We start from the raw sequence: 26,534 nt of genomic DNA on the forward strand, positions 1-26,534 counted from the left end.
GCAGAACTTGTGTTCTGGTATTAGATCGTTTCTTCTATCTCATTCTTTCGTCAGTTTACGGCTCATATAACGCACGGGATACCATACGGAAAGCCATCCAACGAGGATAACTGTGAGGAAGATAAGGAGGATGTCTTCGGGATGAACGCTGATAGGATAGGCGTTGACAACGAAGTTGCCAGCCTGGTCGCCAAGCTGAACAAGCCCATAAGTTTGTTGTAACCAGCATAGGATGAGACCGAGTACAATACCAATTACAGCTCCTGCAGCCGATATCATGCGTCCTTCAAAGAGAAAGATGCGGCGTATCTGCCCATCAGTAGCACCGAGGTTGCGCAGGGTGATAACGTCATTCTTCTTGTCAATAATGAGCATGGAGAGCGAACCTATAATATTAAAGCAGGCAACCATAAGGATAAACGTGAGGAAGACATAAGCAAAGAGCTTCTCTATACGCATGATATTAAACGTGTCAGCTTGTTGCTCATAGCGGTCGAGTACCTTATATTTATCGCCTAACATTGCTTGTATCTCTTCCTTCGCATTGTCAATATCCACGCCCGGTTTCATGCGTAACTCTAGTGATGTAATCTCTCCTTGGCGGTTAAATATGCGGCGAGCAAAGTCTATTGACGTAATGATGTAACCTTGATCATACTTGCTTTGCTTCACTTGGAATAATGCTCCCGGAGACACTAGTGAGTCCTTCACAAAGGCATTTGTAGGGTTAGAAGCATCATATTGTCCCTCCCTTTGAGGCGCATATATCTGCAAATAATCCTGCCATGTCACCCCAGTACCAAGGTCTTGTGCCAGTCTTATACCAATTACACCATATTGTAGATTGGCTACATGCAGTGTGAAATCGCCGTCACCATAGAGGATATTACTTATATGTGTGAGCGAATCAAAGTTGTCTTCCACACCTTTCACTGTTACCATAGCCTGTTTGTCGTGATAGACAGCCAGTGCTTGATCCTGTACACATTCGGTAGCGACCTCAACGCCAGGGAGGTGTTTAACCTTTACAAGTAAAGGGTCATCGGCAGGCATCGCTTTCCCTTTCGTTGCTTCTATCTTCAGTTGCGGATCAAAGTTAGTAAAGAACGAAGCTACTAAGTCGGAGAATCCATTGAACCCACTTAACACAACCACTAAAGCCATTGTTGCCACAGCCACACCGAGTACGGAGATAAGACTGATGACGTTTATTGCATGTGTACTCTTCTTTGAGAAGAGGTAACGGCGGGCTATGTAAAAGGGAAAATTCATGTCTTCGAATGTTGTATGCAGAATGTTATATGCTAGTGATTGCGGGATTCTTACTTCTTAAGTAATTCGTCAATGCGCTCTATATAGTCGAGTGAGTCATCGATGAAGAAGCGTAACTCTGGTATAATGCGCAGTTGATTATGTACGCGCTGACCTAATTCGTAACGGATTGTCTTCTCATTAGCATTGATGTTCTTTAGTAGTTCGTCTCCCTTTTCAGATGGGAAGATACTGAGGTAAGCAGTACAGATACTAAGGTCTGGACTTACTTTCACGCGTGTAACACTCACCAATACGCCATGCATCATGCGTGTCTGTGTCTGGAATATACTTGCCAATTCCTTCTGAAGGAGGCGTGATATACGGTTTTGTCTTGTTTCCTGCATATTCTTGTTTATAATGATTTCTACGTCATGCAAAGATACTGAAAGTTTGAAGAATCAACAAACTTATTTCTTCCTAATCAGTGTTAGTCCGTCTCGTAAGGGCAGAATAACCTTCTCTACACGCTCATCTTTGGCGATAAGATCATTGAATTGTCGAATACCAATGGTTTGGTGGTCGTGGTCATAAGCTGGATCAATGACGTGCCAGTCCCATAGCGTGTTATCTGCAAGGATGTATCCACCAGGGCGGATAATAGGTAGTAGTTTCTCATACACCTCTGCGTATGTACGCTTGTCACCATCCACAAATGCCATGTCAAACGTTATTCCGAGTTTAGGAGCTTCTTTTGCAGCATCTCCGATACGAAAGTCAATCTTGTTAGCAACGGGGGATTGTTCTATCCATGGGCGTGTGAAGTCCTCCATCTCGTCGTTTATCTCGAACGTATACACTTTGCCACCTTCTTCCAATCCTTCCGCCATACAGATAGCAGAGTAGCCACTGAATGTTCCAACCTCAAGGATTTTTTTAGGGCGAATCATTTGTACGAGCATCTTTAATAAGCGTCCTTGCAGGTGCCCACTAGCCATTCGACCATGAATAGTGTGGATATTTGTCGCACGATAAAGCCGATAGAGGTAATCACTTTCGGGGTCAATATGCGCCGAGAGATAATTGTCGTATGCTTTCTCTCGTTCTTCATCCAAATGGAGAGAAGTGTTACTTGTTATCATGAAATTCAAATGTTCAAAGTCTGTTTCACGATATTTAAAGGAGGAATGCTTCTATTGCCAGCCGATAGCTATTCATGCCGAATCCTTGAATAGTACCTTTACAAGCTGGGGCTATCATTGAATGACGACGGAACTCCTCACGGTCATTGACGTTGCTGATATGTACTTCGATGACGGGAGTTTGTAGTGAGCGAATGCAATCCAATAAGGCTATGCTTGTATGCGTATAAGCTCCAGCATTGAGGATAATACCATCATAAGCGAACCCTACTTCCTGTAACTTATTGATTAGTTCGCCTTCTATATTGCTTTGATAATACTCAATTTCGACGTTCGGATAATCCTTACGGAGCTGTTGGAGATACGTCTCCATTGACTCTTTGCCATAGATTCCAGGTTCACGAACGCCGAGTAAGTTCAGATTCGGCCCATTGATAATAATTACTTTCATCTCTCTTTCCTGCTTAAATATCGTTTTTCTACATTATCTTTGCATAAGATAAGCTGTATGCAAAAATAAGAATTTAAATGGAAACAGACAAGAATTCAAATGATATTGTCAGTCGTTATCGCCGTTATCTGAAGTTAGAAAAGGGGCATTCTGCCAACACTTTGGATGCTTATATGCGTGATTTGGATAAGCTCTTACGTTATCTTGCGGCAGAGAACATAGATGTGTTGAAGGTAAAACTGGAAGACTTAGAGTTCTTCGCAGCCTCAATATCCGACCTCGGTATCGGACCTCGTTCTTTAGCGCGTATCCTTAGCGGTGTGCGCCAGTTCTATCGTTTCCTTGTATTGGATGGTTACTTGGAGGTAGATCCTACCGAGCTATTAGAATCTCCGAAACAACCTAACCACTTACCCGAAGTCCTCTCCACTGCAGAAGTCGATCTCCTCGAACAAGCCATAGATCTTTCTAAGTGGGAAGGGCATCGTAACCGTGCTATTATTGAGGTGCTATTCTCGTGTGGCTTACGTGTTTCCGAGCTTACCCACCTTACTTTGTCTAATCTATACATCGAAGAGCAATATCTCAGAGTATTAGGAAAAGGGTCAAAGGAACGCCTTGTCCCCATCTCTCCTAGGGCTTTAGAGGAATTGAGTTATTGGTTTGATGACCGTAATAAAATGGATATAAAACCAGGTGAAGAGGATTATGTCTTTCTCAATAGGCGTGGACATCACCTCACCCGTACTATGATTCTTATCATGATTAAGCGTTATGCGGTAGAAGCGGGCATAAAGAAGACAATCTCTCCGCACACCCTTCGTCACTCTTTTGCCACCTCTTTGCTTGAAGGTGGAGCTGATTTGCGTGCTATTCAAGCCATGTTAGGACATGAGAGCATCGGTACGACGGAGATATACACGCACATTGACACTACAACCTTACGTCAGGAGATACTTGAGCACCATCCTCGCAATATCAAATACGATGAAGAGCACCAAGCAGATCCTTTGTCCGAATGAACATCAAAGTCTGTCTCTGCGGGTTAACCAAAGATTCATCAGAGGGTCAGAGAGACTATAACAACCATCTTGTCGTGTAACCAAATCTATGTCAAGAAGCTTATTGAGAGCCGCTTGTGTGGAACTTGGAGATTTGAGCCGATGCTTTTTTGTGAAATTAGCAGATGTTATCTTTGAGGCAGGAGAATCCTCGTGTATAGCAAAGAGAGTTGCCTTTTGTTGCTCACTAAGCATTTGTAGAATCTCTCTAAACCGGTAATCATTTTGTTTAAGGAGCCTGTTTATTAACAAGTTTGTCATTTCTTCATCGCAGATACCATGCTTGGGTGTACAGGCAAAGGCATCATTCATGATTTGTTGATTATAGAGTGTCACACCTTTCATCATATCATATACAACTTTAATAGCAGCTGTTGTTACGTCTTTCTCTGCCTCATGAAAGTTCCTTTGTGCAAACTCTGTATATATGTCTAAAGGGATTGCATTCAACTCAATAAGCCTAGCACTATTATAAAATGGGCGTCCTTTAGAACCGAACATTTCGTCCATTATACGCCGTTGACTCCCTGCGAATACGAAATTGGCATTGCTTGTCTTTTGTATATGTGTACGTAGGGTTGCTTCGAAGTTCTTTTCTGGATAATGGGTTATTTGCTGAAACTCATCAATAACAATAAGACATCTTCTATCAGATTTATTAATGAACTCGAATATCTCCGATAGCGTGTAATCAGGCTGAACGATGTCCCCTAGTTTGATATCAAAGGTAGGGGTTCCTTGTATAGGGTCGTAACCAAAACTTGCACTGAGCGATTTTAATGTCATTGAGAATAGTCGCATCATCTTCTCACTACGTGAAGCTACGCGACGAAAGACGGTATTGCCGAAAGTGTAAACAAACTCATTAAGGGTACCTGTCTCAAGTATATCTACAAAAATAGTGGTGTACTCGTTATCAATGTCAGCTTTGTCAAATACAAAGTCTACTAACTTCGTTTTTCCCATTCGGCGTTCTGCAGATAATATAACGTTCTGTTGATTGCACAAATAGTCGTGTAATAACTTTGCTTCTTTCTGCCGATCGCAAAAGTATTGAGCTGGGATTTGACCACTAACAATGAAAGGATTAATGTCTATTGTCATATTTTCTCTGTCTTAGGATAGCACAAAGATAAGCATTAAGCACTAATTATGCAAATCAAATTATTTGTTTTGAATAATTTAATTCACATAATTATTCTATGTGGCTGAAAGATTCTCTGTCCCACAGAATACGTAAGCCAACGAATATAAGACAAATGGCATACGATTTTAATTTTAACACTTTTGAATCCTCTTATCGCCTACGTTAACTATAAAAAACGATAAAAGGCAATAGAGATACAATATTTTATGTACCTTTGCGAGGTAATATCTGATATTAAATAATTAAACAACGTTTAAGATGAAACTCAAACATTTATTCTTAATCGCCTTACTTTTCATCACTGGTATGGTCTCTGCACAGCAGATGGGACCTATTCCTGTGAATAAGAATGTAAGGCAGGGTAAGCTTAGCAACGGCTTGACTTACTACATTCTCCACAATGATTGGCCTGAGCATGTAGCCAATTTCTACATTGCGCAGCGTGTTGGTTCTATTCAAGAGAACGAGAATCAGCGTGGTTTGGCTCACTTCCTGGAGCACATGGCGTTTAATGGTTCTGAGCATTTCCCTGACTCTACTCTGCTGGAGTTCACCCGTTCTTTGGGCGTAGAGTTTGGTAGTAACTTAAACGCTTACACGAGCATTGACCAGACTGTCTATCGTGTTTGCGATGTGCCAACAACACGCCAGACAGCTCTCGACTCTTGCTTACTCATCCTCAAAGACTGGTCAAATGGATTGACATTAGCTGATAAGGAGATTGATAAGGAGCGTGGTGTTATCCATCAAGAGTGGCAATTAGGTCAGTCAGCCCAGATGCGTATCCTTGACAAGGTGTTACCAGAGTTCTATCCTAACTCTAAGTATGGTAAGCGTCTGCCAATCGGTTTGATGGAGATTGTAGATAAGTTCCCTTATCAAGCACTGCGCGATTATTACAAGAAGTGGTATCGCCCAGATAACCAGTGTATCATCGTTGTGGGCGATGTTGATGTAGACCACATCGAGAATCAGATCAAGCAACTCTGGAATGGAGTAGTCGTTCCTGCTAATGCCGCTCAGGTTGTAGCAGAGCCTGTTCCTGATAATGCCCAAGCCCTTTACATCTTTGGTAAAGACAAGGAATTGCCATTCAGTGACGTGGCTCTTTATATGAAGCATGACGCTTTCCCAGACGAGGCAAAGACCGATCAGAGCTATTTCATCGATTCTTATGCTAAGCGTATAATCAGTATGATGCTGAACCAGCGTTTGGCAGAACTAGCCCAGAAGCCAGACTGCCCATTTACTGGAGCGTATGCAGGCGATGGTACCTACATGCTTTCAAGAACGAAAGACGCCTTCAGCATGGAGGCTAATGCGAAGGATGGTAAGGATCTTGAGACGCTTGCCGCATTGTATAGAGAGGCACAGCGTGTACACCAGCACGGCTTCACAGCTACTGAATTTATGCGTGCAAAGGACGAGTTCTTGTCTCAATTAGAGTCGGCTTATGTCAACCGCAATAAGATAAAGAACGATCAGTATGGCGATGAGTTGCGCGACCATTACCTATCAAACGAACCCATCCCAAGCAAGGAAGACGAGTATCAGATTATGAAACAACTTGTCGAGATGCCTGCTTTGAACGTCAATGTCATTAATGAGTTTGCAAAGGATCTCATCACGGATAAGGATAGCAACTTAGTTATTCAGATCTTCGCACAAGAGAAGGCTAACAAGGTTTACCCAACGAAGGCGCAGATGGCGCAAACCATCGCTAACGTGCGTGGTGAGCAGATTAAGGCTTATGTTGACAATGTGAAACAAGAGCCTTTACTCGATGAGAAGGCATTGCCCAAGGCTGGTAAGATTGTCAGCGAGAAGGAGAACAAGACACTCGGATACAAGGAGTTGACATTGAGCAATGGCGCACGTGTCATCTTGAAGAAGACGAACTTTAAGGATAACGAGATACAGTTCCAGGCTGTCGCAAAGGGCGGTAAGGGACTATATGGCAAGGCTGACTACAACAACTTACGGTTGTTTAATAACGTCATAGCTTACAGCGGACTTGGTAACTTCTCTAACCAGGAGTTGCAGAAAGCTCTTGCAGGTAAGCAGGCAACCATCTCTTGTGGACTTGGTAACTATTATCAGACGCTCTCTGGCTCATGTGTTCCAAAGGATATAGAGACCATGCTTCAGTTACTTTACCTCAACTTCACAAAGGTTGCAAAGGATGAGGCGTCTTACAAGGCGATGATGTCTCAAATGGAATTAGTCTTGAAGAACAAGGATCTCTCTCCCGAGAGCGTATATTCCGACTCGGTTACAACAACTATTTACGGGCATGAAGCTCGCTTTGCGCCATTATCTTTGAACACCTTGAAAGGCGTAAACTATGATCGTATCTTACAGATTTGGAAGGAGCGTTTCGCCAATCCAGGACAGTTTGTTTACTACTTCGTGGGCAATTTCGATGAAGTTTCTCTGCGCCCACTGATCGAGAAGTATATCGCATGTCTGCCTAAGGGCAAGTCGGAGAATTGGCGAGAATTACCCGGATATGCAAAGGGTAACATCGTTAATAAGTTCACCCGCAAGTCGGAAACGCCAAAGGCTATTGCCTTCGAGTTGTGGCATGCGCCTGCAGCTTACAATGTTGAGAACAAGGTATTGACTGATGCTGCAGCACAGGTATTGTCTATGGTCTACCTAAAGAACATTCGTGAGGACGCAAGTGCGGCTTATTCTGTTGGCGCAGGTGGCGATTTGACGCGTTTTGGCGATAAGGCGGTCGCTCTCATCCAAGCCTATTGCCCAATGGATCCTAACAAGTCCGACCTTGCCTTGAAGCTCTTGGCTGAGGGCATGAAGGATAACACGATGAAGATGGATGCGGATAAGGTTCAGAAAGTAAAGGACTTCATGTTGAAGCAAGCAGAGCTATCAGCGAAGAACAACAGCTACTGGATGGACGTTATTGACGAGTATATCTCAACTGGCGTAGACCTCCACTCTGGCTATAAGGCAGCAGTCGAGTCGCTCACACCAGCTAAAATTGCAGCATACTTGAAGAGCCTCGTTGCAGCTGGTAACCACGCCGAAGTGGTGATGACACCAGCGAAGTAATCGCTCTGAAATAAGTATCGTTTATAAGCTAACGGGCAAAAGGACGAGAGTTATCTCACCTCCCTTTTGCCCGTTTTCTGTGTCTGTATTGGTTGTAAAGCATGTCCAGTTTCTCGCTTAAAGGCATTTACGATGAATCAATGTAAGCTCAATAAGAATACTTTGAGATATGTGAAAAAGAAAGAATTTCATAGGGCTAATATCTTTTTAAGTATGGTTCCGACTTGCAAAGAAGCAGGATTTGTATTATCTTTGTATGTGTTACATATCAACATCACCATGGTGATAATATATTACTACCATGGTAAGAGAATAATATCTCCGTGGTGAGGATTAATTATCACCATGGTGATGGTAATGTGCAATAAGGCTAAACGAATTGCAGATACTATAGAAAGGAACATTATAACACGTCATAACTATTAGCAGAACAGGTGTTGTATCGTTCGATCGTGTCCCTAAACGGAACTATGTAAGGGTGCTATTTATTAGAATTAACGAACTTAACCAATCGAATTAATTATATTGTAAAGAAAAGAAGATAATGAGTAATGTGATAAGTTTACAGTTAGGTATTACCAGTATTGGCGACCTGCTGATACGCAAAAGGATATCCACAGTATTTGATAAGCATGCACATGAGGATGTGAATTTGACAATTCCTAACTACCAACGTCCCTATAAGTGGACGGCAAAGAATGCGATTCAATTATTGGACGACATCATAGAAGCAAAGCAAGAGAGCAAGGAGGTTTATCGTGTTGGGACGCTTATTCTGCATCATGACTTTAGTAAGCAGTGCTATAATATAGTTGACGGACAGCAGCGAGTCATTACCTTTACTTTGCTATTAAAGGCTCTTGGTGTGAAGAATATCACCTTCTTACAAGAGAAACTAACCGATAATCCTTATACAAGGGAGAATATCGCAAGTAATTACAGGGCTTTTGAACGTCGTTTATATGCTATGGCTGAATTGCGTACAAAGGTTAAAGGTACGGAAGAGGAACTATATGATGACCGTGTAATAAAGGAGCTTAGAGAGTTTATAGAAATGCGTTGCGAGCTAATAGTAGTTGTCACAAATGATATCTCAGAAGCCTTCCAATTCTTCGATTCACAGAATGCCCGTGGTAAGAAACTATACCCACATGACCTACTGAAAGCCTATCATTTGCGTGAAATGGATAATGTGAGTGAGACGGAGACAGAGGCTATTGTGAGACGATGGGAGGATGTTAGTCAGAGTACATTAGCAAGTCTTTTTGGTGATTATCTCTATCGGTTGCGTGAGTGGGTATGTGATAATCGACCTGTGGAGTTAGATGAACACAACATCGATAAGTTCAAAGGTCTTAGCAAGAAGGACAATTTGCCGTATGCTCAATATTATAAAGGTGCATACGCTTATGCCGACATGTTCAATCGCTCTGCGGTGCCTTTTGTATCGGGAATGACCGATATGCGCCCCTTTCAGATAGTTGCTCCTATTATTGCAGGGAAGCCTTTCTTTGATTATACAAACCATTATTTCAATATCTTGAAGGACATTCAAAATAATGATAAGTATGTTGGCTACTTCATTAATGGCAATCAGATTGTAGAGACATTAGACCTAAGAAAATATAAAAACGGTGTTGGTAATAGGATAACACGTCTGCTCTTTGATCTTGCAGCATTGCTCTATGTTGATTGTTTCTGCCCTGATCTTCCATCAAGAACGGATCTTGATCTCTTCGAACAGTTCATCGTCATGGACTTTATATGGGCATATTCTTTACGTGCACAGTATTATAATTTAGGATGGTTATCAGCACAGAATTACGTCATGGGAACGAGTTATTGCATTAATGCTTTCAATCTTTATAAGAAGATAGCAGAGTCTTCTTCACCTTCAGCATTGCTTAGTGAACTGGCAGATTGTATACATCCATTAACTGAAGACAGGGTTAAAGCCAGTAAAGAAGGGATAGAAGAACAAGACCAGAAAGCTGTTTATCAAAACTTCCTGCATTACTTTATTGAGAACAAATACTACATTAAATAGATTATGAACACACATCAGAACTTTCCCTTAGAGGAGCTTTCTATACAAGACTTATTTAATCAAGAGGGAAACACGAAATACGAGATTCCAATCTATCAACGTAATTATGCGTGGGAGAACGAAGAGATAACTGCATTGGTCAATGACGTGTGGGATGCTTATTGTCAGTCGAAAGGAACTTATTTTATTGGAACACTTGTCACTTACGACAGAGGTGATAATCGGTATGAGGTAATCGATGGTCAGCAGCGTTTAACGACACTTTATCTGATCTTAAAGAGCCTTGATTGCGAAGTAAAAAGTAAGTTAACTTATCGTTCAAGGAAGCGTTCTAACGATACAATTAATAAACTTCCTATACAAGAGAAAGATAATCCAGACTTAGGTATTCTACGTGGTTTTAAGGTGGTAGAGAATGCTATCAATGAGATTGTTGGTACAGAGAATAAGGAGAACTTTACTAAGTATTTGCTCGCACAAGTGCATATCATCCATTATAGAGTGCCACGAGATGTGAACCTAAATCACTATTTCGAGGTAATGAATTCACGTGGAGAACAACTGGAGAAACATGAGATTGTCAAGTCGAAACTCATAGCACTCTTGGATGAAGATGAGCGTAATGTCTTTGCTGAGATATGGCAGGCGTGTAGCGAAATGAATGTCTATGTGCAATCGAGATATGTGCAAGCAGCGAATGTCTTTGTGGATTCTCTCCGCATCTTCTCACCGAGTATTAAGTCTTTTAAAGACTTACCAGTTGTTGGTGGAAGTGAGGAGTCTTATAGCTTGGATGACTTTATCAAGGGCATAAAAGCAACCGAGAGACGACAAAAGAAGGTGAAGAGTACAGGAATGTTTCAGCCTATCATTGACTTTCCCAACTTCCTCCTTATCGTGTTGAAGATAACTTTGATGAATCGAACAAACTTCGACTTGGATAAGTTCATATTGGATGATAAGGAACTAATTAATGCCTTTGATGAGGCTAAACCAGACCGAGCTTTTGCGAAGGTGTTTGCTTTTAATCTCTTAAAAGCACGTTATTTCTTGGATAATTACGTGGTTCATCACTCTTACGAAGACGATACGCAAGAGAGTAATCCATGGCAGTTGGAGGTGTACCAATGCGAGAGTAGCTCGTATAACACTAAGAATCTCTCATCTGATGGATACTTACAAGCAAGATTAGTACAGCTTCTTTCCATGTTTGAAGTATCATTTACTCCACGCCAGCGAAAGAACTATCTATTCTATTGTTTGTACCATCTTTTCAATGATACAGACCTCAATCGTTATGTTGATTTCCTATCGGCTTTAGCGGATAAGTACTTCTTTGATGTCTATGCAAACTCTGGGAATCTGAACAATATCAATACTCCTATGCCTGGTGCATTCGATGGTACGGTATTGAAAGATGGGCAGTTTGACCTTAACATAAGATGTACGTCCCTTGATTTTGATGGTATTTACGGTAATGGCAAAGAGGCTTCAAAGGGCATACCATTGTTTGTTTTCAATTATATGGATTATCTCTTATGGAGTATGTATGCCGATAAACTATCTGGTAAGAAACTGAAGGAAAGTGATAGGGAAAGGCGAGAGTTCTTTAAGAAACTGGGCTGTTCTGACTTTGGACTAACCGTGTTCGAACAGTTCTATTTTTCACGAACACGACGTTCGTTAGAGCACTTCTTTCCACAAGCTAACGTGAATGAGCAGATCACGGAGTATGAGATTAATTGCTTCGGAAACTATGCGATGATAGGAAGCGATATAAACTCTTTTGGTTCGAATTGGTCTCCTAAGTCGAAGTTAGATCATTACTTGGATGCTTCTGGCAAGATCTCTCAAGTGAGTGTGGCGTCTTTGAAACTCATGATAATGATGCAGAAGTGTAAAGATAATGCTCATGAAGGGGTATGTCCATCGGGGCAAGAATGGTTTTATAAGGATATGTTAGAGCATCAGAAGCGTATGGTGGCGATCTTAAAAGACCAGTTAGGATAAGGAAAAGGTGTCCCACCTCATTCTCTTTCCGATTGGAGAGAGGAGTGAACGGCACTATCTGTATACAAAGAGGGCGTTTCTTCAATGTGAAGAAACGCCCTCTTCATAGCAAGGAAACGCCCTCTTCAAATGAAAAAGGTGCTTTCGTCAAATGGATGAGGCCTCTCAAAGTAGGGACAGATGCCCTCGTCTGTCCGAAAAACAACCAGATGCGGGCAGGCAGACAAGGGCATCTGTCCCTGCTTTGAGAGTCTGGAAGCATTAGGATTCGGCGTTAGTAAGGGAGGGGAAGAGCTTTTCTACCACTATAATAATGTATAAATATCATGCCCTTATTTTGTTATCCGCCCAATTTGCAGTAACTTTGTGCCCCTAATGTAATGATAGGTAATTAATAAGGTAATAATATATAAGGTAAAGATATGGCATATTTATTTTCTTCAGAGTCGGTATCTGAGGGACATCCAGATAAGGTTGCCGATCAGATAAGTGACGCTTTGCTTGATCAATTCTTGGCTTATGATGAGCATGCTCGTTGTGCTATTGAGACATTCAATACCACTGGTCAGGTTGTTATCATGGGTGAGGTGCGTTCAAAAGAATATGTTGATTTGCAGGCAATCGCCCGTAAGACAATCAATAATATTGGTTACACAAAGGCTGAATACCAGTTTGATGGTAACAGTTGTGGTATTCTCTCCGCCATTCATGAGCAGAGTGACGATATCAATCGTGGTGTAGATAATGGTGACGATGACAATCAGGGGGCTGGAGATCAGGGTATGATGTTCGGTTACGCATGCAATGAAACCGACAATTACATGCCTGTTACACTCGATTTGGCACACCTAATTATGCGCACTTTAGCCGATATTCGTAAGGAAGGGAAGCACATGCTCTACCTTAGACCAGACTCTAAAAGTCAGGTAACGGTGGAGTATAGCGATGATAACATTCCTCAACGTATTGATACGATAGTTGTTTCTACACAGCACGACGACTTCATTCAACTTACTGATGACAGCAAGGAAGCGCAGTTGAAGGCTGATAAAGTGATGGTTGAGCAGATTCGTAAGGATGTATTGGAGGTTCTTATGCCGCGTGTAAAGGCTCAAATCAAGTCCGAAAAGGTATTGGCTCTGTTCAACGATGGTATCAAGTATTTGGTAAACCCTACTGGTAAGTTCGTTATCGGTGGTCCTCATGGAGACACCGGATTGACTGGTCGTAAGATTATCGTTGATACTTACGGTGGCAAGGGAGCCCATGGTGGAGGTGCATTCTCGGGTAAGGACTCTAGTAAAGTGGACCGTTCTGCTGCTTATGCAGCCCGTTATATTGCAAAGAACATGGTTGCTGCAGGTGTTAGCGATGAGATGCTTGTGCAGTTGGCATACGCTATTGGAGTTGCAGAACCTGTTAGCGTGTACGTAAATACTTATGGTCGTTCACACGTAAAGGCTTCGGATGCCGAGATAGCAGAGCAGATTAAGCACCTATTCGATCTTCGTCCAAAGGCTATCGAACGCCTATTAAAGCTCCGCCAACCGATGTACTTGGAGACAGCAGCCTATGGACACATGGGCAGAAAAAACGAGGTTGTAACGAAGACATTCACCAGTCGCTACCATGAAAGTAAGTCGATTGAGGTGGAACTCTTCACTTGGGAGAAGCTAGATCGTATAGAAGAAATCAAGAAAACGTTCGGACTTTAAAGTGACAGATGCCGACAACTGATTCTATAACTCGTCCTTCTTTGCTGTTGAAGTCGACTTTGGCAGCAACGAAGAAAGCGAAGACTGATACTGTGGCTAAGGTGAGTCAAGAGGCTGACTCGCTGGGTTTATTGTGCCCAAAGAAGCAGAAAACGTTTCAGCTGACGGATATTCATTTTGCAGAAGAGGGTTACTTTAAAGGTAATAAATACTTCAAGCTGGGACGAGGGTATGCGCATGCTGATGGTGTGCAAGGCGTTCTTTCGCCCTATGCTGTTAGCAATGACAATACGGTGACAGCCTTACTTTTAGGTTGTTTTGTGATGGCGATGATTGCATTCGCAGTCTCTCGCAACTTCATTGAAAAGCAGATTAAGAGTTTCTTCCATGTTGCGAGGAGAAAAGATGTGGTCACGGAGACTGCATACGAGGTTCGGTTTCAGATTTTCTTGATAGTCCAGACGTCGCTACTCCTTAGTATTCTCTATTATTTCTTTGCGCATGGAAGCGGTCATGGAGGGCTCGAGTCAGAGTCTCAATTAAGCGTGATAGGATGCTTCTTTGGCATCTTTATGGGTTATTTCCTTATAAAGAATCTGCTTTACAAACTCGTTAACTGGGTGTTCTTCGATAGTAAAAGTAATGGACAGTGGGGGCGTACTTGGCTCTTTCTCTCATCCCTTGAGGGCGTGTTGTTATTCCCTTTAGTGTTGTTGCAGATATATTTCTCCTTGTCGTTACAAGCAGCATTCGTTTATGCACTAATTGTTGTTTTATTCGTTAAAATGCTTACTCTTTATAAGGGTTATGCCATCTTTTTCAAGAGAAGAGCTGTCAGTCTGCAAATAATTTTGTACTTTTGTGCGCTAGAACTAATGCCGATGATGGTATTATGGGGTATATTGGTAATTACAGATAACTATTTGATTATAAACTTTTAGGACACGATGATAAATAAGATCTTGGTCTCACAACCAAAGCCATCAAGCGATAAGTCACCTTATTACGACATAGCTTCTGATTTGGGAGTGGAGCTAGTTTTCAGACCTTTCTTTAAGGTAGAAGGACTCACAGCGAAGGAGTTCCGTCAGCAGAAGATTAATCTGTTAGATTATACCGCAGTAGTCTTTACATCAAGACATGCCGTAGATAACTTCTTTAATCTAGCCAAGGAAATGCGTATCACCATACCAGAAGATATGAAGTACTTCTGTGTTATCGAGACAATCGCACTCTATATCCAGAAGTATGTACAGTATCGTAAGCGTAAGGTGTTCTTCGGAACCACTGGAAAGATTGATAGTTTGATTCCGACAATGCTGAAGCATAAGGGCGAGAAGTACCTCGTTCCGCAAAGTTCTGTACACAATGACTCTATCTCGGCATTGTTAGATGTAAATAAACTAAAGCATAAGGAGTGTGTAATGTATCGTACGGTCAGCAACGGATTGACGGACGAAGAGGTGAAGAACTTCGATTATGACATGCTCATCTTCTTTAGTCCTACAGGTGTAAAGGCACTTAAAGAGAATATACCCGACTTCAAGCAAGGCGACGTTAAGGTTGCTGCTTTCGGTCCGGCAACGGCTAAAGAGGTGGAAGCACAGGGCTTGAAGTTAGATTTGCAGGCTCCTTCTACGCAGCACACCTCTATGACTGGTGCGTTGAGAGACTACTTGGAGAAGCAAAAGAAGAGTAAGTAATAGACGGCTCTTTCCTCATGTCTTGAATGGGAGGGGTGCCGATATACGTAACAGAGTAGTATGGCAAAGCAAGGAGAAGGACTGAAGAAAGAGGAGCGGTTGTGCAGTAGGAAGCTCATCGAGACGCTCTTTGGTACAGGTGGTAGCCATGCTATGACATCTTTCCCATTGAAGGCTGTGTATCGACTGGTTGATCGGACGGATGCAACGGATGGTGAATTGCAGATGGGGAAGGCTTCTTCTCGAGCAGATGTGCAGATATTGGTTAGTGTTCCCAAGAAGCATTTCAAACGTGCCGTGAAGCGTAATCGAGTGAAGCGGCAGGTGCGTGAGGCTTATCGGAAGCATAAGCAGTTGCTCTTCCCACGTATGGCGGAGATGGCTGATAAGCAATTACTCATAGCCTTTATTTGGCTCTCTAATGAATTGACAAGCTCTGTTACTGTTGAAGAAAAGGTGGAGAACTTACTTCATCGAATAGGAGAACGTATCTAATGAAGAGACAAGAAGACGAGCAGTTACAGCAAACAAGGCAGAGCAAGAACCCTATAATGAAGTTTTTGCACCTCCTTTCGCATGGCTTGTCATGGTTGTTAATACTCCCGATATTGTTCTATCGCCAGTTTATCTCACCTTTCACGCCCCCGTCCTGTCGCTTTACCCCCACCTGTTCAGAGTATGCCAGACAAGCAATAATGAAGCATGGACCCTTCAAAGGACTTGCTCTTGCAATATGGCGAATACTAAGGTGCAACCCTTGGGGCGGCAGCGGATATGATCCAGTGCCGTAAGAAAGAATACTACTAAGGTACAATAACAAGGCTACCAATACGTAATAATTATAGAATATCAATATAGGATAAGGGATTTGAAGCATTGGTTGGTTTCCAATCACCCTATGTCTTTTACCCTTTTCATAAATAAAGAATATAGATGAAGAACTTTGTTGAAGAACTCCGTTGGCGTGGTATGCTGGCTCAAATAATGCCAGGTACAGAGGAATTACTCCAGAAAGAGATGGTTTCCGCATACTTAGGTACAGACCCAACAGCTGACTCGTTGCATATTGGACACCTGTGTGGTATTATGATGCTACGCCATTTGCAGCGTTGTGGACACAAGCCTTATCTACTCGTAGGAGGTGCTACGGGCATGATTGGTGATCCGTCAGGTAAGAGCCAGGAACGTAATCTCCTCGATGCTGAAACACTATATCATAACCAAGAGGCTATCAAGAAGCAGGTTAGTAAGTTCCTAGACTTTGATGGCAACGAAGCCAATAAGGCAGAGATGGTGAATAACTATGATTGGATGAAGGACTTCACCTTCTTGGACTTTGCTCGTGTAGTGGGTAAGCATATCACTGTCAACTATATGATGGCTAAAGACAGTGTTCAGAAGCGTCTCAATGGTGAGGCTCGTGACGGACTAAGCTTTACGGAGTTTACTTATCAGCTCTTGCAGGGTTACGACTTCTTATATCAATATGAGAAATTCGGTGTTAAGTTGCAGCTTGGTGGTAATGACCAATGGGGCAATATGACCACTGGTACCGAGCTTATTCGTCGTACTCTTGGTAGCGAGGCTGAGGCTTATTGCCTTACTTGTCCACTAATTACTAAGGCTGACGGAAAGAAGTTTGGTAAAACAGAGAGTGGTAACATCTGGCTCGATCGTAACCGCACAACGCCATACGCATTCTATCAGTTCTGGTTGAATGTGAGCGATGATGATGCCGAGAAGTACATTAAGATCTTCACATCATTAGAGAAGGATGTCATTGATGGGCTTATCGAAGAGCACCGCCAAGACCCAGGTCGTCGCACATTGCAGCGTCGCTTAGCTGAAGAAGTTACCCGTATGGTTCACTCGCAAGAGGATCTTGATATGGCGATCGCCGCTTCTAATATCTTATTCGGTAAGAGTACGAAGGAGAATCTATTGCAGTTAGATGAGCAGACTTTCGCTGATGTCTTTAAGGATGTACCACACTATGAGGTGTCAAAGGACGTTCTGGGGCAGCCAGCAGTTGATGTCTTCAACCAGGAAGGCATGCAGATCTTCCCAAGTAAGAGCGAAATGCGCAAGCTCGTGAAAGGTGGTGGTGTATCCTTGAATAAGGAGAAGCTCGCAGCTTTCGACCAGCCAGTAACAGCCGAAGACCTCATTGATGGTAAGTATCTTCTCGTTCAGAAAGGTAAGAAGAACTACTCTTTGATTATTGTAAAGTAGTTCATTCGACTTATTCTCAATACGACTATGGAAAGCCTTATCACATTCCCCGTGATGCAGCAAGGCTTTCCCTTTATAAAAGGAAAGGGGTCACAGCGTTGCTGAAAACGCATACCCTTACGGATAAAGATTATCTATTTTGAGCTTTAATAATGACAAAATGAAGAGACTCATCTTTTTCTTACAGCTGATAGCGCTCTTTGTGTTGGCTTCTTGTACTGATGACCCTCTACCAGATGGTGGCGGTACTAATGAGGTAGAGAATACCATCATCGTTTATATGCCATGGTCGGGCGACCCTTATAGTTTGTATGATTACTTTAAGACGAACCTGCATGACATGAAGCAAGCCATAGTGAACGAGGGCGGATTAGGCAATAAACGATTGATTGTTTTTATATCCGAAGCCCCAGAGAAGGGCGCATTGATCAATGTAAAGTATCAAAGTGGTCAGTGTGTCGATGATACATTGGCAAAGTTTGATAACACGCAGCCCAATCAGCAACTGAATACATCTCGCTGGATAAGTAGTCTTCTCACCCGTGTGAAATCATACGCACCAGCACGCAATTACTCAATGATAGTGGGCTGTCATGGTATGGGTTGGCTTCCGTCCTATGCCGGAACACGCAGCAGCTTCTCGAACACCTTGCGCAGGAGACGGCGTGATGTAGAGTCTGTTCCGTTGACCCGTTGGTTTGGTGGTGATACTTACAAGACTGATATTTCCATCTTAGATCGAGGTATTGCACAATCGGGCATAGGCAAAATGCAGTATATCCTCTTTGATGATTGTTATATGTCAACGATAGAGGTAGCCTACGAGTTGCGACATAGTGCGCATTATCTTATTGGTTGCCCAACGGAGATTATGGCGCATGGCATGCCTTATGAACAGCTGTGGAATGAGCTTTCTAAGAGTAATCCAAACTATCAGAACGTTGTAGACGAGTTCTATAACTTCTATAGCACCTACACTGATCCATACGGAACAATCAGTGTCATTGATTGTTCTCAAGCGGATGGGATGGTGAATATCATGCGACAAATCAACCAGTCAAGTAATCTTGTCTTGGTGCCACCCACTAGTATTCAGCAGATGGATGGATACAATCCCTCTATCTTCTTTGATATGGGAGATTATGTTGAGAAGAGGGCAGTTAACGAGCCTATCCTTCTATCTCAATTCCGCAATCAGCTCAATCTGCTTGTCCCTTACAAACGACATACACCGTCCTATTTCTCGGCTGTTACCAGTTCTAGTGGTACAGTTTATCCCATCAACACCTACTCTGGTATCACCATTTCCGACCCTTCAGTGAACACGAAAGTGACGAGTGCTTTTGCCGCTTCACCCTATTATCGGGCAACGCATTAATGCTTTAAGGCATACTCATTAAATGCTCCTTCTCCGTTCGGAGGGGGAGCTATTCTTATTTAAATCCTTTTGAATCCTGTTCGCGCTCTTTGTCTAATACGTTTCCGCATTCTTTCTCCCTTGTTTCCTTTCTCATGCGTCTTATGTCTTTTTATGCACCTATTCAAATTGGATTCAAACCATGACACTTATTGTTTCAGGTTTTGAGATATAGAGTCTCAGGCTCTGAAACACACAGTCTCAGGCTCTGAAACACATAGTCTCAAGCTCTGAAACACACAGTCTCAGGCTCTGAAACACACAGTCTCAGGCTCTGAAACACACAGTCTCAGGCTCTGAAACACATAGTCTCAGGCTCTGAAACACATAGTCTCAAGGCTTGAATTAGTTAGTTTACTCCCATAAAGTGGAATGTCTTGATGGATATTACATGTATGTAATAGCAACAAAAAAGAGCCGTATTGTCAACCAGACAATACGGCTCTTACTATATAAATGATCAGAGAGTTATAGCTTTACACTGAGACCGACGTACCATGTTGCACCATAGACTGGAGCGTACATGAAGGCGGCATCATCCGTGTGTTTCTCGTCTTGGATATAGCTAAAGATGTTCTTAGCACCTGCATAGACGGTACACATTCCGAAGCGTTTTGAAGCGCGACAGTTGAATAGCATGAACGTAGATGTCTTCTTGATCTTAGAGTTCTGACCTGCATCTTCAGAGTTATAGTCGATGTACATACTGCCTTGTAACGAACTCGTGAGAGAGAAAGTCCATGTGCCAGGAGTGTAGTCGATATCGAAGTCGCCTGTCATGCCAGGGAAACGAGAGATGTAACGACTCTCTTTTGCGTATTTCAATCGCTGTGGGAACTCCTTTACTGACTCATCATTAGGGTCAGACCACTCAGCACGCTCGTGCTTAAACTTACCTTGATTGAATGTCCAGTTGACTCCTGCTGTGAGATTACGAGCGATACTTGCCTTAGCACCAAGCTCTATTCCTTGTACATAAGCGTCGTCTACATTCTCCCACTGATAGGAGTATCCGAACTTCTTAACCTCATCATCGGCTGGAGAGAATTGTATCTTATCCTTTAGGTTGGTGCGGAATAGGTTTATACTGAACTGATACCGCTTGCTATAATAGTCTGCCGAAAGGTTATAACTGATGGCGCGTTCGCCCTTCAAGTTAGACGATTTCCATACACGTGGCGAACCACTGCATAGGTGGAGATCCTCCGAGAAGCCGTAAGGAGCGCGGAATCCAGTTCCAATATTTGCACGGAGGATGAGCGATGGGGTGACTTCATACTTCACAGCAAGGCGTGGGTTGATGGTAGTCTTGCTGAACTTCGTTGATGGGAAAGCGCTATCTGATACCTTCACACTGGTAGCATATTCTTCACCAGAGCTGTGAGAGTCGAGGCGAATACCAGGAACAACGGTCAACTTAGGTGTTACGTTCCATTCATCCTGTACAAAGAAACCAACCTCGTTAGCGTGCTTCTTACCGATAGAGGTGTATGGTACGCCATAATAAGGACTTGCCTTTTCGTCCTCGGCAGAGATAACATAGAGTCCAGTCTCACGTAGACGAGTGAAGTAAGCCTGCACACCTGCGAGCAAGGTGTGGTTCTTGAGAATAGAAGTAAAGGTGAGCGAAGGTGTCACAGTGTGCTCCTTAGCAATGTAAGGGCGCATCATCTCTACCGGAGGAGTGGCTCCGTCTTGGTCTGGATGTGCTGGATCTTTATGCGAATCCATGTAGTCGTGGAGGAAAGTGTCATTCGTTGCATGACGCTTGTGATAGACGTATGCAGCCGCAAGGTTTAACTCTGAGTGTGCACCAATGGGCAGATTGTAAGTCATGTCGGCAGAGAGTCGATTCGTGCGGATGTCCTCTGTCTGGTCAGTATAGGGGTTTAAGTATTGATTATTGGTCATAACTCCACCGAATCGATGCTCGTCTATGGCCTTACCACGCAATATGAGTTTATCATTCTTTGTGAATGGCTGATAGAAGTAGAGGTTGAAACCAAGGTTATTCATCGTTTCGTTTACGCGATCAGAAACTCCATCCTTATGCTTCACCTCCTTACGAGTAAGTCCGTCTTGCGTCTCGTCGATAGCATCCATCTCCGCTCTCTGTGCAAAGACGCTGATACCAATGTTGTTGTAACGCATAGAACCAGAGCCTTTATACCCCTTGTAACCATAATTGCCGAACTGCACGTCACCATTAACAGTTGGTTCGAACGTTGGCTCCTTAGAGATGATGTTGATGGCACCAGCTACTGCACTACTTCCATAGAGGGCAGAGCCTGCACCCTTCACAACCTCAAGTCGGTCAATATCATTCGTTCCCATCTGCTGAAGTCCATACACTCCAGCAAGTCCAGAGTACACTGGTTCGCCGTCAATCAGCACTTGCGTGTGCTCTGCACCCAGTCCCTGCATGCGTACTTCAGAGAAGTTACAGAACTGACACTGCTGTTCTACGCGTATTCCCGGTACACCTTCCAGAGCTTCATAGAGGTTTTGAGCGTTCTTTTTCGTGAGAGCCTGCGATGTAAGCACCTCTGTTCTGATAGGCACATCCTTGATAAAATGACTCGTGCGAGTACCTGTTACCACCACTTGACTAAGTTCCAATGGATCTTTCTCAAGCTCGAAATAAACTCCAACACCCTTATTTGCCATCATTTCCACCTCTTTTTCCTGTGGTTGATAACCATCCAGTGTGGCGATGATAGTTTGTTTCCCGAGCGGTAGGTTACTTAGCTTGAAGTGCCCTGTACCATCACATTGGGTCTTAAGGTTTGTACCTTTCACTTTAATTGTTGCATGTGGAAGGTGTTGTCCACCCTCTTTTGCTTTTACGTCACCGAATAACATTGCATCGGTTCCTTGTGCCATAGATGCGAGCGAGCACATCAAAGCAACCAAAAACATCAAGATTTTATTCATTATTGTATTTAGTTTGTAAACTAAGCGCAAATTTAGTTGCTTTTAGTTAATGCCACAATACCTACTTATAGGTATTATGCTTTGTTGCTGATAACCATTACCTCTTTAATAGTTGTTATATTGCTTCCCATTCATGCAATGTTGCGTTACAATAGTAATAGGTGTTAGTAACAGAAGAGGTCATAACTTTAGTTTTTCTTGTCAATATAGGAACATGTCTTGCAGGAACGGATATTTTCTCTTTACTTTGTAGTCAGAATATAATTAGTGGACCATTGAAAGCAATACTCACAATAACGGGTTCGGATAGTACGGGAGGCTCTGGTGTACAAGCAGACATCAGAACAATAGCCGCATTGGGTGGTTATGCCGTGTCTGCTGTCACGTCAATTACGGTGCAGAATACCGTGGGCATTCAGGCTTTCTATGATCTTCCTGCTGACATCGTAAAGGGTCAGATTGAAGCAATTATCAACGATATGCAGCCCGATACGGTAAAGATTGGAATGATAAGAACGACCGAGACGCTTGCTGTTATTGTAGAAGCTCTATCGAAATATAGACCTCATCACATTATTTATGACCCCATTGTGACGGCAAGCAATGGTGACCGACTGATGACAGATGACGTTATTATGCAGATTCGCCATCGCTTATTGCCCCTTTGTTCTATGGTTATTCTGCGGGAAAGTGATGCCGAACGCATTTTTAATTGTACCTCATTACAGGATTCTGAAACGACAGCTTCGCTAAGTGCTAATAAGCAAGGTGTACGCTCATTAGTGCTGGATGAAGTGTTACAGCATGGTCTTTCAAATAGTTTCTCATCAGCTCTTGCGGTTTATCTAAGCCAAGATGAAACGATGGAAGATGCTATAAAGCATGCAAAGGAATACATCCGAACACTCGTTGCACGCAAGAGCGACCTAAGTGGGCGCAGTAGTCAGCTGTACAACGAGTTCTTAGAAGCAGTACAGAAGCACTATCGAACAAACCGTGATGTAGCCTTTTATGCAGACTGTCTGAACGTTTCGCCACGTTATCTCTCACAAGTGGCTCATCGCATATCAGGCAAGTCGCCGAAGAGTATCATCGATCACACGCTGGCAGAGGCATTGTCCTGTCAGTTGCGTACAACGCAATCAACTATCCAAGAAATAGCCTATGACTTTGGCTTTAGTTCGCAAGCTCAGTTCTCAAAGTTCTTTAAGAAGCAGATGGGACAGGCTCCGACAGAATGGAGAAAACATTAATATCAAATCAATATGACTAATAGACAAGAATTAAATCGTAATCTCGCTCAGATGTTAAAGGGCGGTGTTATCATGGATGTAACTACACCTGAACAGGCGCGAATAGCCGAAGCTGCGGGTGCTTGTGCAGTAATGGCTTTGGAGCGAATACCCGCTGACATTCGTGCAGCAGGTGGTGTTTCTCGTATGAGTGACCCTAAGATGATCAAGGGTATTCAGCAAGCAGTTACTATCCCTGTGATGGCTAAGTGTCGCATTGGACACATTGCTGAAGCTCAGATCCTGCAAGCAATTGAGATTGATTATATCGATGAGAGTGAGGTGTTGTCACCTGCTGATAACATCTATCATATCGATAAGAACCAGTTTGATGTACCGTTTGTCTGTGGTGCTCGTAACCTAGGAGAAGCATTGCGCCGAATCGCTGAAGGCGCTACAATGATTCGAACGAAAGGGGAGCCTGGAACGGGTGATGTGGTGCAAGCAGTGAGTCACATGAGATTGATGCAGAGCCAAATTCGTGAACTGGTAAGCAAGCGTGAGGATGAGTTGTATGAGGCTGCTAAGCAATTGCAGGTGCCTTATGACTTGGTGGAATACGTGCATGAGCATGGCAAACTACCAGTGGTTAACTTCGCAGCTGGTGGTGTGGCAACACCTGCCGATGCCGCTTTGATGATGCAACTGGGTGCTGAAGGTGTATTTGTGGGGTCGGGTATCTTTAAGAGTGGAGACCCTGCTAAGCGTGCCGCAGCCATAGTGAAAGCCGTTACAAACTATAATGATCCGAAGGCTTTGGCAGCGTTGTCTGAAGACTTAGGTGAGGCTATGGTGGGTATCAACGAGCATGAGATAGAGGTGCTCATGGCTGAACGTGGACAATGAAAATAGCTGTTCTCGCTCTGCAAGGGGCGTTCCTTGAACATGAGATGATACTCCGCAGGCTAGGGGTGGACTGCTTTGAAGTGCGTCAAAAGCAGGATTGGCAGCAACAGAAAGATGCTTTGATTATCCCAGGAGGCGAGAGTACGACGCAAGGAAAGCTCTTGGACGAGTTAGGATTATTGTCGCCTATTCGTGAGGAGATCGAGCATGGGCTACCAGTCTTTGGCACTTGTGCGGGCTTGATACTCCTTTCTCGTGACGTGGAAGGGAATAGTACATCAGCTCCTGCCCCTCCCCGGTTGGGCACAATGCAGATAGCAACGGCACGAAATGCCTATGGCAGACAATTAGGTAGCTTCCATGTGGAGGCAACGTTTGAAGGGATTGAAGGTAAGATACCGATGACCTTTATTCGTGCCCCTTATATTAAAGAAGTTACGGAGGCTGTGGAAGTATTAGCAAAGGTGGATAATCGAATCGTTGCTGCACGACAAGAAAATCAGTTGGTGACGGCTTTCCACCCTGAATTAGATATAGACACTCGCGTGCATGAGTACTTCTTGAATATCGTTAGGAATAGATAAGTTGGAAGCCTTCCTCTATCCCTTCGAAAGGTGAGGTGTGCCTAACGAAGCCAGTTAGAATGAGTTTATTCTTATCGAAATGGAGGTACAAAGTAAGACAGACGAGGGTATCTGTTCTTACTTGTGGTATCTGGTTCTAATGGAGGAAGATAATGAGAGAATATAAAGAGGGCGTTTCTTCAATATGAAGAAACGCCCTCTTCACATCAAGGAAACGCCCTCTTTGATGTGAAGAGAGGCTCTCTTTGTTTTTACCCATTATTTCCCTTAATTGGACGAGGTCCTACAATGTAGGGGCAGACGCCCTCGTCTGTCCGCCCACATACCCTAATTAATTAATAAGGATTCATCTGTTTTACGGACAGACGAGGGCGTCTGTCCCTACTTGTGACACTCTATCCCACAGAACTAATAACTTGTTTACTTGTCAACTCGTCCCCTCGTCCACTTTACCAGATCCCAATTTTGAATCTTGAATTATGAATTTTGAATTATTAAGTCACCATCATTTCCCACAGAACTAACAACTTGTTTACTTGTCAACTCGTCTCCTCGTCAACTTTACCAAATCCCAATTTTGAATCTTGGATTATGAATTTTGAATTATCAGAGACGCTCTCTTGTTTAGTTTCCGTTAGGCACTTCTCCCTTTTGTGGAGTCTGGTTGGAGTATTAAAATCGGCGTTTTGGAATGGAGATGAGACTTAAGAGCATAAAAAAAGGACTACCGCTGTAGTCCAACCTTTGTTAACCTTAAATCTAATACTATGAAAAACACGATGCAAAGATAGGTAGTATTCTTTATATTTGCAAGTTTTTTGATGTCTTTTTTGTACTTTTCTTGATTTATTGACTTATATCAAGTAAAATTTATTATATATCTTCGATTTGACACAAAAGCCCTCTTTTATACACCGCAAACATGTTAGATTGATAGTAGTCATTGGTTAACAGCAAGATAGAAAAAATCCTTTAAAAGAATTTTTAACCTCTAAAACTTTGCCATCTCACATTTAAGAGCTATCTTTGCAATCAAATAGAAAGATTAGAGCATTTAAGGATATGGGATTCCAGCATGGGTAAGTTATGTTGGAATTCTGTGTTTTTTATGTTCGTTGAAAAACGTATTAATTATTAAAAAGAGATATTATGGCTTATATGTCACAGGAAGGTTACGATAAACTCGTAGCTGATTTGCAGTATTTAGAGTCTGTTGAACGCCCAAAGGCATCGGCTGCTATTGCTGAAGCTGCTGATAAGGGTGACTTGAGTGAGAACTCTGAATACGATGCAGCAAAGGAGGCTCAGCGCCACTTGGAGGCTCGTATTGCAGAGATGAAGATGACAGTTGCGCAGGCAAAGATTGTCGATGTGTCACGTTTGAGCACTGAGGCTGTGCAGATCATGTCCACAGTTGAGATGACAAACGTTAAGACTAAGGCTAAGATGAAATACACTATTGTGAGTGAAACGGAAGCTAATTTGAAGCAAAATAAGATATCCATCAAGACTCCAATTGCACAGGGATTGCTGAATAAGAAGGTGGGCGATGAGGTTGAGATAACGATTCCTCGCGGTACTATCAAGTTGCGTATTGATAAGATTTCGATTGAGGCTTAATCTTTCA

At 42.9% G+C, this 26,534-nt stretch carries 21 protein-coding genes; 15 read left to right on the plus strand and 6 right to left on the minus strand.

The window, feature by feature from the left end; all coding sequences use genetic code 11:
* Positions 1-39: 39 nt before the first annotated feature.
* From J5A55_RS00330 to aroQ, 4 genes are all read right to left on the minus strand, one after another.
* Complete coding sequence (locus tag J5A55_RS00330) at positions 40-1,272, minus strand: FtsX-like permease family protein (protein WP_004384496.1); 1,233 nt, start codon at positions 1,270-1,272, stop codon at positions 40-42.
* Positions 1,273-1,322: 50 nt separating this feature from the next.
* Positions 1,323-1,658, minus strand: coding sequence for a 30S ribosome-binding factor RbfA (gene rbfA / locus J5A55_RS00335; RefSeq protein ID WP_004384497.1), 336 nt, complete (start codon positions 1,656-1,658; stop codon positions 1,323-1,325).
* 63 nt (positions 1,659-1,721) lie between these two features.
* Positions 1,722-2,393 (minus strand): O-methyltransferase, encoded by a 672-nt coding sequence (locus J5A55_RS00340; protein ID WP_004384498.1) that lies wholly within the window; start codon positions 2,391-2,393, stop codon positions 1,722-1,724.
* A gap of 34 nt (positions 2,394-2,427) precedes the next feature.
* Positions 2,428-2,844 (minus strand): type II 3-dehydroquinate dehydratase, encoded by a 417-nt coding sequence (gene aroQ / locus J5A55_RS00345; protein ID WP_004384499.1) that lies wholly within the window; start codon positions 2,842-2,844, stop codon positions 2,428-2,430.
* A 77-nt stretch (positions 2,845-2,921) separates the two neighbouring features.
* Here aroQ and J5A55_RS00350 point away from each other — a divergent pair, with 77 nt between their 5' ends.
* A complete protein-coding gene (locus J5A55_RS00350) occupies positions 2,922-3,866 on the plus strand; it encodes a site-specific tyrosine recombinase (RefSeq protein ID WP_004384500.1) in 945 nt (314 codons plus the stop codon).
* A 3-nt stretch (positions 3,867-3,869) separates the two neighbouring features.
* Here J5A55_RS00350 and J5A55_RS00355 read toward each other — a convergent pair whose 3' ends face one another.
* Positions 3,870-5,009: an AAA family ATPase gene (locus J5A55_RS00355; RefSeq protein ID WP_004384501.1), complete on the minus strand. Its 1,140-nt coding sequence runs from the start codon at positions 5,007-5,009 to the stop codon at positions 3,870-3,872.
* A gap of 301 nt (positions 5,010-5,310) precedes the next feature.
* Between J5A55_RS00355 and J5A55_RS00360 the strand changes: the two genes are divergently transcribed.
* From J5A55_RS00360 to J5A55_RS00405, 10 genes are all read left to right on the plus strand, one after another.
* Entirely contained in the window at positions 5,311-8,127 is a 2,817-nt protein-coding gene (locus J5A55_RS00360; RefSeq protein ID WP_004384502.1) for a M16 family metallopeptidase, read from the plus strand.
* A 544-nt stretch (positions 8,128-8,671) separates the two neighbouring features.
* A complete protein-coding gene (locus J5A55_RS00365; protein ID WP_004384504.1) occupies positions 8,672-10,174 on the plus strand; it encodes a DUF262 domain-containing protein in 1,503 nt (500 codons plus the stop codon).
* Between the two features lie 3 nt (positions 10,175-10,177).
* Positions 10,178-12,184 carry a DUF262 domain-containing protein gene (locus J5A55_RS00370; RefSeq protein WP_004384505.1) on the plus strand — a complete coding sequence of 669 codons (2,007 nt, stop codon included), beginning with the start codon at positions 10,178-10,180 and terminating at the stop codon, positions 12,182-12,184.
* A gap of 422 nt (positions 12,185-12,606) precedes the next feature.
* A complete protein-coding gene (gene metK, locus J5A55_RS00375; protein WP_004384507.1) occupies positions 12,607-13,899 on the plus strand; it encodes a methionine adenosyltransferase in 1,293 nt (430 codons plus the stop codon).
* Between the two features lie 8 nt (positions 13,900-13,907).
* Positions 13,908-14,840 (plus strand): DUF4271 domain-containing protein, encoded by a 933-nt coding sequence (locus J5A55_RS00380; protein ID WP_004384508.1) that lies wholly within the window; start codon positions 13,908-13,910, stop codon positions 14,838-14,840.
* Positions 14,841-14,846: 6 nt separating this feature from the next.
* Positions 14,847-15,602 carry a uroporphyrinogen-III synthase gene (locus J5A55_RS00385; protein ID WP_004384509.1) on the plus strand — a complete coding sequence of 252 codons (756 nt, stop codon included), beginning with the start codon at positions 14,847-14,849 and terminating at the stop codon, positions 15,600-15,602.
* Between the two features lie 60 nt (positions 15,603-15,662).
* Positions 15,663-16,097, plus strand: coding sequence for a ribonuclease P protein component (rnpA, locus tag J5A55_RS00390; RefSeq protein WP_004384510.1), 435 nt, complete (start codon positions 15,663-15,665; stop codon positions 16,095-16,097).
* A 56-nt stretch (positions 16,098-16,153) separates the two neighbouring features.
* Positions 16,154-16,393 (plus strand): membrane protein insertion efficiency factor YidD, encoded by a 240-nt coding sequence (yidD, locus tag J5A55_RS00395; protein WP_202898872.1) that lies wholly within the window; start codon positions 16,154-16,156, stop codon positions 16,391-16,393.
* A 142-nt stretch (positions 16,394-16,535) separates the two neighbouring features.
* Complete coding sequence (gene tyrS / locus J5A55_RS00400) at positions 16,536-17,834, plus strand: tyrosine--tRNA ligase (RefSeq protein WP_004384512.1); 1,299 nt, start codon at positions 16,536-16,538, stop codon at positions 17,832-17,834.
* A gap of 160 nt (positions 17,835-17,994) precedes the next feature.
* The gene (locus J5A55_RS00405; RefSeq protein WP_004384513.1) at positions 17,995-19,212 is read left to right on the plus strand and encodes a clostripain-related cysteine peptidase; all 1,218 of its coding nucleotides are present in this window, start codon (positions 17,995-17,997) and stop codon (positions 19,210-19,212) included.
* 507 nt (positions 19,213-19,719) lie between these two features.
* On the opposite strand, the gene J5A55_RS00410 is transcribed toward J5A55_RS00405, so the two are convergent.
* Complete coding sequence (locus tag J5A55_RS00410) at positions 19,720-22,185, minus strand: TonB-dependent receptor (RefSeq protein ID WP_004384514.1); 2,466 nt, start codon at positions 22,183-22,185, stop codon at positions 19,720-19,722.
* Between the two features lie 275 nt (positions 22,186-22,460).
* Here J5A55_RS00410 and J5A55_RS00415 point away from each other — a divergent pair, with 275 nt between their 5' ends.
* The 4 genes from J5A55_RS00415 to greA all read left to right on the plus strand — a co-directional run bounded on the left by J5A55_RS00415 (position 22,461) and on the right by greA (position 26,527).
* Positions 22,461-23,438, plus strand: a complete 978-nt coding sequence (locus J5A55_RS00415; RefSeq protein ID WP_018911468.1) for a hydroxymethylpyrimidine/phosphomethylpyrimidine kinase — start codon at positions 22,461-22,463, stop codon at positions 23,436-23,438.
* 12 nt (positions 23,439-23,450) lie between these two features.
* Positions 23,451-24,323, plus strand: a complete 873-nt coding sequence (gene pdxS, locus J5A55_RS00420) for a pyridoxal 5'-phosphate synthase lyase subunit PdxS (protein ID WP_004384516.1) — start codon at positions 23,451-23,453, stop codon at positions 24,321-24,323.
* Positions 24,320-24,907 (plus strand): pyridoxal 5'-phosphate synthase glutaminase subunit PdxT, encoded by a 588-nt coding sequence (pdxT, locus tag J5A55_RS00425; RefSeq protein WP_004384517.1) that lies wholly within the window; start codon positions 24,320-24,322, stop codon positions 24,905-24,907. The genes pdxS and pdxT overlap by 4 nt, the downstream gene beginning before the upstream one ends.
* A 1,149-nt stretch (positions 24,908-26,056) precedes the next feature.
* On the plus strand, positions 26,057-26,527 hold the full coding sequence (gene greA, locus J5A55_RS00430; RefSeq protein WP_004384519.1) for a transcription elongation factor GreA: 471 nt from the start codon (positions 26,057-26,059) through the stop codon (positions 26,525-26,527).
* Positions 26,528-26,534: the final 7 nt, after the last annotated feature.

Origin of the sequence: Prevotella veroralis, assembly GCF_018127765.1 — a bacterium.
Lineage (GTDB): Bacteria > Bacteroidota > Bacteroidia > Bacteroidales > Bacteroidaceae > Prevotella > Prevotella veroralis.

Coding starts and splice junctions, on each gene's coding strand:
- J5A55_RS00360 (WP_004384502.1), top strand. CDS start 5,311: ATGAAACTCAAACATTTATTCTTAATCGCCTTACTTTTCATCACTGGT.
- J5A55_RS00410 (WP_004384514.1), bottom strand. CDS start 22,185: ATGAATAAAATCTTGATGTTTTTGGTTGCTTTGATGTGCTCGCTCGCA.
- J5A55_RS00355 (WP_004384501.1), bottom strand. CDS start 5,009: ATGACAATAGACATTAATCCTTTCATTGTTAGTGGTCAAATCCCAGCT.
- J5A55_RS00340 (WP_004384498.1), bottom strand. CDS start 2,393: ATGATAACAAGTAACACTTCTCTCCATTTGGATGAAGAACGAGAGAAA.
- J5A55_RS00365 (WP_004384504.1), top strand. CDS start 8,672: ATGAGTAATGTGATAAGTTTACAGTTAGGTATTACCAGTATTGGCGAC.
- pdxS (WP_004384516.1), top strand. CDS start 23,451: ATGACTAATAGACAAGAATTAAATCGTAATCTCGCTCAGATGTTAAAG.
- greA (WP_004384519.1), top strand. CDS start 26,057: ATGGCTTATATGTCACAGGAAGGTTACGATAAACTCGTAGCTGATTTG.
- pdxT (WP_004384517.1), top strand. CDS start 24,320: ATGAAAATAGCTGTTCTCGCTCTGCAAGGGGCGTTCCTTGAACATGAG.
- J5A55_RS00370 (WP_004384505.1), top strand. CDS start 10,178: ATGAACACACATCAGAACTTTCCCTTAGAGGAGCTTTCTATACAAGAC.
- aroQ (WP_004384499.1), bottom strand. CDS start 2,844: ATGAAAGTAATTATTATCAATGGGCCGAATCTGAACTTACTCGGCGTT.
- J5A55_RS00405 (WP_004384513.1), top strand. CDS start 17,995: ATGAAGAGACTCATCTTTTTCTTACAGCTGATAGCGCTCTTTGTGTTG.
- metK (WP_004384507.1), top strand. CDS start 12,607: ATGGCATATTTATTTTCTTCAGAGTCGGTATCTGAGGGACATCCAGAT.
- rnpA (WP_004384510.1), top strand. CDS start 15,663: ATGGCAAAGCAAGGAGAAGGACTGAAGAAAGAGGAGCGGTTGTGCAGT.
- tyrS (WP_004384512.1), top strand. CDS start 16,536: ATGAAGAACTTTGTTGAAGAACTCCGTTGGCGTGGTATGCTGGCTCAA.
- J5A55_RS00380 (WP_004384508.1), top strand. CDS start 13,908: ATGCCGACAACTGATTCTATAACTCGTCCTTCTTTGCTGTTGAAGTCG.
- J5A55_RS00385 (WP_004384509.1), top strand. CDS start 14,847: ATGATAAATAAGATCTTGGTCTCACAACCAAAGCCATCAAGCGATAAG.
- yidD (WP_202898872.1), top strand. CDS start 16,154: ATGAAGTTTTTGCACCTCCTTTCGCATGGCTTGTCATGGTTGTTAATA.
- J5A55_RS00350 (WP_004384500.1), top strand. CDS start 2,922: ATGGAAACAGACAAGAATTCAAATGATATTGTCAGTCGTTATCGCCGT.
- rbfA (WP_004384497.1), bottom strand. CDS start 1,658: ATGCAGGAAACAAGACAAAACCGTATATCACGCCTCCTTCAGAAGGAA.
- J5A55_RS00330 (WP_004384496.1), bottom strand. CDS start 1,272: ATGAATTTTCCCTTTTACATAGCCCGCCGTTACCTCTTCTCAAAGAAG.